Origin of the sequence: Enterobacter sp. 940_PEND, assembly GCF_001059415.1 — a bacterium.
Lineage (GTDB): Bacteria > Pseudomonadota > Gammaproteobacteria > Enterobacterales > Enterobacteriaceae > Enterobacter > Enterobacter cloacae_M.
On the sequence record NZ_JUMS01000022.1, the window covers coordinates 1 to 9,733 of the forward strand.

Consider the following 9,733-nt stretch of genomic DNA (forward strand, 5'->3'; position numbering starts at 1 on the left):
CGGAATGACCACCACAGCCGTATGTTCCCCCTCACCCCAGCCCTCTCCCTTGAGGGAGAGGGAGCCGTCCGTGGAGGTATTATTATGTGGGGGTCCCTCAGCCCCGTGGGAGAGGGTCAGGGTGAGGGCATCAGGCGCACGAAACCTTAGATATAGGCCGGGTAAGGCGTAGCCGCCACCCGGCAAAGCACTCAGCGCTGCGCGTTCAGCTCAGCAATATCTTTCGGCGTGGTGCGACAGCATCCACCGATTAATTTGGCCCCAGCCTCCAGCCACTGCGGCAGATACCCCGCCAGCGTCTCGCACGCTCCGCCGTGGTGGAGCCAGGTTTTGGTGACCGCATCATAATGCTCGCCCGAGTTCGGATAGACCACCAGCGGCAGCGACGTCAGGCTTTGCAGATGCTTTAGCGCCGCCGTAGTGTTTTCCAGTGCGATGCAGTTAATGCCCAGCGCGACAATCTGCGGAGAGTTTGCCAGCGCGCTGACCACCTCACGCAGAGGCGTACCGTCGCTCAGGTGTTCGCTGTCCCGCAGGGTAAAGGAGAACCACGCCCGGGCGCGGGGGTGCTCGGCCAGAAGCGCCGCCAGCGCCTTAATCTCGGTAAACGAGGGAAGCGTTTCGCAGGCCAGCAGGTCAGCGCCCGCATCCAGCAGCGCTTCCACGCGCGGGCGGTGGAAGGCAGTAAACTCCCCGGCGCTGCGCACGTAGTCGCCGCGATACTCTGAGCCATCCGCCAGATAGGCGCCGTACGGCCCAACGGAGCCCGCCACCAGCAGCGTGCCCGCGTGCGGGTTTTCAGCCAGATACGCTTCGCGCGCCTTACGCGCCAGCTCCACGCTTTTGCCGATCAGCGCGCGGGACTGCGCTTCGTCCAGGCCGCGCGCCGCAAATCCCGCAGGCGTGGCCTGATAGCTGGCGGTGATCGCCACCTGCGCGCCCGCGCGGTAGTAATCGAGATGCACTTCGCGGATGAGTTCCGGGTTTTCCACCAGCACTTTGGCTGACCAGAGGCTGTCTGCCAGGTTACAGCCGCGCGCTTCCAGCTCCGTCGCCATCGCGCCATCCAGCACCACAAACGGCTGTTTTTCAAGGATGGCGGTAAGCGGGTTATTCTGCGACATGTTCAGGCTCCTGCGATGTCATATTTCGGGTCAGGTAGTACGCACCATAACACAGGGCGACAAACGGAAGCCCGCAATAAAGGGCAATGCGCTGGCTCGGGTCAAACCACAGGCCGACACAGGCCACCACGCAGAGGATAAAACCAAGCACCGGCACCAGCGGATACCACGGCGCACGATACTGCAGCGCAGAGAGCGGCTGACCGGACTGCAGATGACGGCGGCGGAAAACGAAGTGCGACGCGCAGATGCTGATCCACACCGCCACCACAGCAAAGCCAGAAATCGCCGAGAGCGCGACAAACACCGTGTCCGGGGCCACGACGCTTGAGAACAGCGCCAGCACGCCGCCGAGCATAGAGACCGAGAGCGCCGTCAGCGGCACGCCGTTTTTGTTCACGCGGGCAAAGCAGCGCGGCAGCGTTTTCTCATTCGACAGCGACCACAGCATGCGCCCGGAAGCGTACAGGCCCGAGTTCGCCGCCGAGAGGATCGCCGTCAGGATCACAAAGTTAAAAATATCCGCCGCGTAAGGAATACCGACCTTTTCAAACACCAGCACGAACGGGCTCTTTTCCACGCCCGCCTGCTGCATCGGGATCAGCGCGGCCAGCACAAACACGGTGCCGATAAAGAAGATAATCAGGCGCGCAATGGTGGTGCGGATCGCAACCGGAATCACCTTGTGCGGATTTTCCGTTTCCCCCGCCGCGATGCCGATGAGCTCCGTCCCGGAGAAGGCAAAGTTCACCGCCACCATGGTCATCAGGATCGGCAGGCCGCCGTGCGGGAACCAGCCTTCGGCGGTGATGTTGCTTAAGCCCGGCGCGGGTGAACCGTCCTGCATAGGGATAAAGCCAAAGACCGCCGCGCCGCCAAGAATAATAAAGGCGATAATGGTGATGACTTTGACCAGAGAGAACCAGAACTCGCCTTCCGCAAAGAAGCGCGTAGAGATGACGTTCAGGCCAAAAATCACCACGCAGAAGACCACGCACCAGGCCCAGACCGGCACCTGGGGGAACCAGTACTGCATGCAGAAGCCCGCGGCCGTGAAGCTCGAGCCGAGCGCCACCGTCCAGGTGAGCCAGTAGAGCCACGCCACGGTGTAGCCCGTCGCCGGGCCAAGATAGCGGGCGGCATAGACGTGGAACGCGCCGGTTTCCGGCATCGCCACGGAAAGCTCGCCCAGACACTGCATCACCAGCCAGACCACCAGCGCGCCTATCAGGTACGCCAGCAGCGTGCCCGCCGCCCCGGTGGTTGAAATGATGTATCCGGTATTGAAGAATAACCCAGTCCCAATCACGCCACCCAGCGAGAGCATAATCAGGTGGCGTGTTTTCATGGTGCGCTTAAGCTGCCCATTTTCTTGTTGTGTTTGCATATTACCTTCTATACGTATGGACATCTAAACATCCAAAGAAGGTGTGTTATACCGCGATTGTTAATAAAAAGCTAGATGACCAGACGCAAACGGGCACGCCTCGCGCTGAGTCTGGGGTGGGTCGTGAGGATCACATAAAGAATCGGACGCCAGGCCATAAGCACCTCCGCAAGCAGATACTTACAGCATGGTGCGGGAAAAGGCGATCTTCGGTCAGTCGAAAGTGGTATCCGCGAAGAGCGGATTCATACCGCAACACTGCCCGCAGGACGGTTAAGGCGCAGCCGCTACCCGGCGCAAGGTTGGTAATTCTCACAATCAGTTCTATAGTCGACACAGTTTCTTAGTAACCAGGACTGACTGATGCGCTTTAACGGACTGACCAAAGGTTTCTTTATCTTTATTCTTGCCCTTGTGACCTGGGCCTTCTTCGACGTGCTGTCGCCCTACTTCTCCGCGATACTCTGGGCCGCCATTCTGACCGTCATCTTCAACCCGGTAAAAAACAGGCTGCGCACCGTGCTGGGGGATCGCAACGGGCTTGCCTCGCTGTTGACCATCGGTATTATCTGCCTGATCGTCTTTATCCCGCTGATGGTGATCCTCTCCTCGCTCGCCATTGAGCTGAACGTGGTTTATACGAAGCTTCAGGAGAACAACACCCAGTTCCCGGAAGTGGTGGCAAGCATCTTCAACCATCTGCCTGACTGGGCCAGCGGCTTCCTGGCGGATCACAACCTGACCAACGCCGCGCAGATCCAGAAAAAACTCTCTGATGTCGCCCTGCAGGGCGGGCAGTATCTCGCCGGCAGCGCGTTTCTGATTGGCAAGGGCACGTTTGGCTTTGCGATAAGCTTCGGCATCATGCTTTATCTGCTGTTCTTCCTGCTGAAAGACGGCCCGTATCTGGTGCGCCAGATCCTCGACTCCCTGCCGCTGTCTGATTTCGCCAAGCAACATCTGTTCGCCAAATTCGTCGGCGTGTCGCGTGCCACGGTAAAAGGTACGGCGGCGGTGGCGGTGGTTCAGGGCATCCTCGGCGGGATTGCGTTTGCGATTGCCGGTATTGACGGCAGCGTGCTCTGGGGCGCGCTGATGGCCTTCCTCTCGCTGGTTCCCGCCATCGGCTCGGCGATAGTCTGGGTGCCCGCCGCCATCTTCCTGTTCGCCACCCACCAGCTGTGGCAAGGGCTGTTTATTGTCGGCTTCTTCGTGATTATCGTCGGGCTGGTGGACAATATCCTGCGCCCGCTGCTGGTCGGGAAAGACACCAAAATGCCGGACTACCTGATACTGATCTCCACCCTCGGCGGCATGGAGCTGTACGGCATTAACGGCTTTGTGATTGGGCCGCTCATTGCCGCGCTGTTTATCGCCTGCTGGAACCTCTTCTCAGGGCGCGATCACGAAGGTAACGCCGAAGAGCTGGACCCCGACTTCATCGAAGAAGGAAAAAATCCTCCAGAATTGTGAGGATGTGACGATATAGACCACACCAGGCGGCGATGTGCCGCCTTTTTTTTCGCCTTAAATCAGACGTTTTCTATAATTTGAAGAACGCCATCCTACTCATGTCGTAAAAGGATCATCAGGTGCGAATCGCGACGATAACAAACTGGGCCTACGGTGCCACGGTCTGCCTGACCATCGCCTCCGGCATTATCATGCTGATGGCGTCCAGTGCTGATACCCTCGAGCGTCAGGCCGTTGAACAACGGCAGAAATTTGATCAGCTCACGGAAGATATCGAAACCGATATCTGGGCCCAGTCTGATTTAGCGCGGCTGTACGTCATTAAAAAAAATCCTCAGGTTCTCAAGGAATATAACCAGGCGGAAAACAGCCTGAAGAGCATCGAGCTTCGGCTGGAAAAGTTGCAGGATAACGGCGCATCGGATGAAGAACTGGCCCTGCTGCATGAAGGGATAAAGATCGTCGATGAGCTACAGGACGAGCAGCAAACGGCACTAACGAGCGCGACGCAGGGAGAAGACGCGCAGGCCGTTGCGCTGCTCTACGGTGCGCCCTATGAGCAGGAGCTGGAGCGCGCGCAGAGCCAGCTCGATCACTTCCGCCAGATACTCGACAAACGCGTCATCGCCTCCGTTCAGGATGCGACAAAAAAATCGAAAGCGCTGCGTACCGCGTCTGAGCTGATGGTCGGCCTGACCGCCCTGCTGTTCCTGTTTGTTCTCGGCTTTATATTAAAGCGCCGCGTGCTGCGTCCCGTGGTGCGCCTGAGCGACGTGGTGCACCGTCTGGCATCCCAGGATTACGCGGTTGAAACGCCCAATTTCAACCAGATTGATGAGATTGGCGATATGGCCCAGGCCATCCGTATCTTCCGCGAAAACGGCCTGGCGCGACAGCGTCTGGAAAGAGAACGCGATGCCGACTGGGCCATCCGCGAGCTGCTGGCGCGCATGACCCAGCGGCTGCAGGGGTGTGAGAACTTTAACGATGTGATTAACGTGGCGGAGCTGTTTGCGCCTAATATCGCACCGGGGATCGCGGGCCGACTTTACGTCCTTGACCGGGAGCCGTGGCAGATGCGCTGCGTCGCGCAATGGCTTTCACCGGTTGGTGAAGAGACGAGCTTCCACCCTGACGAGTGCTGGGCCGTGCGTCGCGGGCAGAGCCACCCGCCGGTAAACGGTGAGCCGGATATCGCCTGCTATCATCTTCCGGCCCCTCAGGCGGATAGTTCGCTGTGCGTGCCGCTTATCGCCCAGGGCGAGGCCATTGGCCTGCTCTCCTTCCAGAATATTACGGCGGATAACGCCCCTTCCCGCGCCTATCTGGAACTGATGGCCGAAGCGCTCGGTCTGGCGCTGGCCAACCAGCGTCTGCGCGACGCGTTGCTGGAAAAAGCCTTGTTCGACCCGCTCACCGGCCTGCGTAATCGTCATCATCTGGAAGATACCCTGCAAACCCAAACGGCACAGGCGTTGCGCACCGGCGAGCCGTTAAGCTGCATGATGATCGACATCGATCACTTCAAGAGCATCAACGACCGATTCGGCCATGAAGCGGGCGATCAGGTGATTAAAAGCGTGGCGTCAATTGTCCAGCGGGCTGCCCATGACAACGGACTCGCATTCCGCTACGGGGGCGAGGAGTTTCTGGTGCTGCTTCCCGGTGCCGATGAACCAGAGGCGCACGCCTGCGCGCAGACGATTTACACCGGCGTACATGAGCTGTCGATTCGCTACGGGCTGACCGAGATTGGGCCGGTGGACGTGTCGATTGGCATTGCCAGCTACCCGCAACATGCCCAGACTGACAACCTGCTGCGCGCCGCGGATGTGGCCTTGTACCGGGCGAAAGAGCTGGGCCGCGCGCGGATTGTGAGCTTTGGGATGCTGGAGGCGGGTTAGCGGATTATCGCTTTATTCGCGCGTTACCTCAGTAATCAACATCGACAATCCATTCATGTAGTGACTTTTTTTAGCCAGCTCGCGGTATTTGGTTGGGGAGAGCCCATATTGATTCGAGAACGCTCTGCTGAACGTTGACGGCTCCTCGTACCCTAACATCGTGAATATATCTGAAACAGAGAGCTGCGTATGTCTGAGCATATGCGCGGCTTTTTCGAGTTTCCGGCTTCGGATATAGAGACCTATACTTATGCCACACTCCTGGCGAAAGTTACGCTGAATGTAAGCCAATGAATAACCGGATTTCCGCGCCACATCTAAAACGGTAATGGGCCGGTATAAATTCGAGTCAATCCAGTGAGTAAGAGACTTAATTACAGCTTCACGATCTTTTAAGAGAGTAAACTTTATACACATAAGTATCCACGAAATTTTATTTACAAGAAGGCCGTTGGCAAAGTCATCCAATGACAATTGAAAATAAATATTCCTAAAAGAAAAATCACCCTAATAATAGGGTGAAAGAACGCTTACTGTATTTTAGAAAGATGTCTTTGCTACATCCTCAATTTTTTCAGGACCATACAGTTTCATAAACGCATTAACGGAGGCCTGCGCTTTCATGACGATTTCACTTTCGTCAGGCTGATCCTTTCTTGCTTTTAAAAGCAAGGGTTCCAGTATGTCGGCCTGGAGAAGAGAACGAAAATACTCAGCCGCCAACACAGGATCATCTTTTCTTAAAATATTTTGATTCATTAAATCGGTAAAAAGCGCCGAAACATTTGAACGCAGTTTTTGCATTCGCGCATAATATAATTCTCCGATACCCGATCTTCCGGCCTCGGAAATCATTAATCTTTGCAAATCCACAATATCCGGAGAGCAAATATAGCGTAAAAAGGCAACGGCAAATTGCTCGATGACCAGCTGTGGTGATTTTCTGAAAAGGCGCACCTGCCCCGCAGTTTCAATAGTCATGCTTTTTATATACTGTTCAGTTTCTGAAGACATGCATTCTACAAATAGCTCTTCTTTCGAAGAAAAGTGACTGTAAATTGTCGATTTTGAGCCACCAACAATCGCGTTAATTTCTGAGATAGACGTGGCATCAAATCCCTTTTGTCGAAACAGTCCGGATGCGACCTCCAGGATCTGTTGCCGTTTAAGCGCTCTTTTATCCATATGTTTCCTCGTTAGTTTAGGTGTCTGGCCGGGGCCAACACTTTTTGTTCTCAGATTTCGGAATCACGTCAGATAGTAGGGTTCGTAATCGTACTGACGAGTACATTTTCATTTGACGGCGCTCAGAAGTCAAGATATAAAGCGTACCGTACTGTACGGTACTGTATTTGGACTACTCTATGAACAGCATGATGAGCGTACTGATGAAAGGTTTTCAGGAGACACTTCCGAGGTGTCGCATTTCCGGTTTAACCCGGTCCAGGATAGTGATGAGCTGTGTTGTCATTTCCGCCATCAGTATGAGCGGATGCGCCATGATCCCCGATTTTGGCCCCCCACCGCCTATGAAGACGGTCACACAACTTAAAAGCGATCAAAGTTTCCCGCACCAGAACGGCCAGTGGCCGAAAGATTACTGGTGGAAGAAATACGATGACGAGCAGCTCAACGGGCTGATTGATGACGCGCTTAAAAATTCCCCCACGCTTAATATCGCCGAAGCGCGCGTGAAGCAGGCGCAGGCGATGACGCAAAGCGCGAGCGGATCGCTTTTCCCTGAGGTCACCGCAAACGCCAGCTTTATGCGGGACAAAATGAGTTACAACTATGTGACGCCTGAAAGCGCAACGCCTCAAAACTGGAACAGCTATGGGCGCACCACGCTTGATATGAGCTGGGAAATTGATTTTTGGGGTAAAAACCGCGCCGCGCTCGCGGCTGCGACGTCTGGCGAAATGGCGGCAGTAGCGGAAGAAGCACAAACAAGGCTGGTACTCTCTTCTTCTATTGTTACCGTTTACGCGGAGCTGGCGCATTTATACACCGTTCGCGAAACGCTTAACGACACCCTCACTATACGAACCAGTACGCTCGCGTTATTCCAGCAACGACATGACGCGGGGCTTGAAGATTTATCCAGCCTTCAACAGGTCGAGACGCGTCAACTCAACGCAAAAGCAAACCTGGTGGCAATAGATGAAGCTATTGCGATCAAAAAACATGAGCTCGCTGCACTGATCGGCGATGGGCCTGATAGATCGCTGGCAATCACCGCGCCTAAGGCAACGCTTTTAGCGCATGAGGAACTACCTCCGAATATTGCCTTGGATCTGATTGGTCGCCGTCCTGATATTGTCGCGGCACGTTTACGCGCCGAGGCGGCAGCAGAGCAAATCAAACAGAAAAAAGCCGGTTTTTACCCAAGCGTTAATCTGGTTGGCTTTGCCGGGTTCCAGTCATTGGGTATTAACAACCTTACCCGGAGTGGCTCAGCAATTGGCAACATTGGCCCGGCCATATCGTTGCCAATATTTAATACGCAGAAGCTCCGGGGTGATTTGAAATACGCCAGCGGTGAATATGACATTGCGGTGCAGGTTTATAACGACACGTTAACGAATGCACTTCGGGAAGTGAGCGATGCGCTCACCAGCAGAGCCTCTCTTAAAGACGAGATGCTTTATTCTCAGGGCGCAGTCACGTCGGCAGAAAAGGCGTATTCCCTCACCAAACAAAGGTATGAAGGAAAGGTCGCTGATTATCTGGACGTGTTGTCCTCGGAAGATGAGCTGGTCGCGGCCCGCCGAAAATTAGCCGATGTAAATTCTCGCGCCTTTACGATTGACGTCGCATTAGCGCGCGCATTAGGCGGCGGATATACCTCGAGCAAACAGTGATTTTTTAACACCAGGTTAATTACTAAATAGTGGAAAGAAAGGAAATAAAATGAGTCATTCTGCAGCTATTGAAAATCAAAACATTGAATCATCCGATATCAAAAAGAAAAAAAGAAAACGTTTATTCTCTTATCTCGCATTAAGCATCGCGCTGGCTGGCGCAGGCTCGTTCGCATACTGGGAATTAGTGGGTTCCCGATATGTTGAAACCGATAACGCCTATACCGATGTCGAGTCCGCTCAGCTCTCTTCTGCGATCACCGGTACGGTAAATGCCATTCTGGTGACGGATTCTCAGGTGGTAAAAAAAGGCGATGTTCTAATCCAGCTGGATCCTACTGACGCAGAGTTAGCGCTTAATCAGGCGGAAGCAAACCTGAACCTGGCCATTCGGCGGGTAAATGGATATAAGGCCACCGACACAAAACTCGGCGCTGAAGTTGTGGCGAATGAAAAAGAGCAAAAACGCCTGCTGGCCCAGGTTGATGCCGCAAACGCTGACTTCCAGCGCGCGACGGTTGACCTCAAGCGACGCGAAGCGTTAATGCAGACGGGCGCGATTTCAGGCGACGAGCTGACGCGTATTCAAAACGTTTACGCTTCCGCACTGGCAAACCTGAATGCCGCTAAAGCCGCCGTGGCGCAAGCAGATGCAGCAAGACAGGCGGCTGTGGGCGCAAGACAGGCGAATGCCGTGATGATTGAGGATGCAAATACCGAAACCAACCCGGAAGTTGCTCTCGCCAGAGCGAAGCGCGATCAGGCCAGACTGGATCTGGAAAGAACCGTGATCCGTTCGCCAGTCGATGGCGTGGTTGCTCGTCGCCAGGTCGAGCTTGGACAACGCGTCCAGCCTTCCACACCGTTACTGTCCGTGGTGCCGGTGCAGCAAATTCACGTCAATGCCAACTTCAAGGAAGTTCAACTCCAGCATGGCTTTGTTGAATAAATCGAACTTTTGCTGAGTTGAAGGATCAGATCACG

The 9,733-nt window shown here is 54.9% G+C and carries 8 protein-coding genes; 4 read left to right on the forward strand and 4 right to left on the reverse strand.

Features of this window, described 5'->3' with window-relative positions; all coding sequences use genetic code 11:
• Window positions 1-191: 191 nt before the first annotated feature.
• Together mmuM and mmuP are read right to left on the reverse strand one after the other, a co-directional pair.
• Window positions 192-1,124, reverse strand: coding sequence for a homocysteine S-methyltransferase (gene mmuM, locus ADJ24_RS04220; RefSeq protein ID WP_023310518.1), 933 nt, complete (start codon window positions 1,122-1,124; stop codon window positions 192-194).
• The gene (mmuP, locus tag ADJ24_RS04225) at window positions 1,111-2,511 is read right to left on the reverse strand and encodes an S-methylmethionine permease (protein WP_001194698.1); all 1,401 of its coding nucleotides are present in this window, start codon (window positions 2,509-2,511) and stop codon (window positions 1,111-1,113) included. The genes mmuM and mmuP overlap by 14 nt, the downstream gene beginning before the upstream one ends.
• Window positions 2,512-2,874: 363 nt before the next feature.
• On the opposite strand from mmuP, the gene ADJ24_RS04230 reads away from it, so the two are divergent.
• Window positions 2,875-3,984 (forward strand): AI-2E family transporter, encoded by a 1,110-nt coding sequence (locus ADJ24_RS04230; protein ID WP_023310517.1) that lies wholly within the window; start codon window positions 2,875-2,877, stop codon window positions 3,982-3,984.
• Between the two features lie 119 nt (window positions 3,985-4,103).
• Window positions 4,104-5,888: a diguanylate cyclase gene (locus ADJ24_RS04235; protein WP_023310516.1), complete on the forward strand. Its 1,785-nt coding sequence runs from the start codon at window positions 4,104-4,106 to the stop codon at window positions 5,886-5,888.
• Between the two features lie 12 nt (window positions 5,889-5,900).
• Here ADJ24_RS04235 and ADJ24_RS04240 read toward each other — a convergent pair whose 3' ends face one another.
• Window positions 5,901-6,305, reverse strand: coding sequence for a helix-turn-helix domain-containing protein (locus tag ADJ24_RS04240; protein WP_000334957.1), 405 nt, complete (start codon window positions 6,303-6,305; stop codon window positions 5,901-5,903).
• A gap of 123 nt (window positions 6,306-6,428) precedes the next feature.
• Window positions 6,429-7,073 (reverse strand): TetR/AcrR family transcriptional regulator, encoded by a 645-nt coding sequence (locus ADJ24_RS04245; RefSeq protein WP_001547746.1) that lies wholly within the window; start codon window positions 7,071-7,073, stop codon window positions 6,429-6,431.
• Window positions 7,074-7,342: 269 nt separating this feature from the next.
• On the opposite strand from ADJ24_RS04245, the gene ADJ24_RS04250 reads away from it, so the two are divergent.
• Both ADJ24_RS04250 and ADJ24_RS04255 read left to right on the forward strand, forming a co-directional pair.
• Window positions 7,343-8,749 (forward strand): efflux transporter outer membrane subunit, encoded by a 1,407-nt coding sequence (locus tag ADJ24_RS04250; RefSeq protein ID WP_023310515.1) that lies wholly within the window; start codon window positions 7,343-7,345, stop codon window positions 8,747-8,749.
• Between the two features lie 49 nt (window positions 8,750-8,798).
• Window positions 8,799-9,698: an HlyD family secretion protein gene (locus ADJ24_RS04255; RefSeq protein ID WP_023310514.1), complete on the forward strand. Its 900-nt coding sequence runs from the start codon at window positions 8,799-8,801 to the stop codon at window positions 9,696-9,698.
• The last annotated feature ends 35 nt before the right edge of the window (window positions 9,699-9,733 follow it).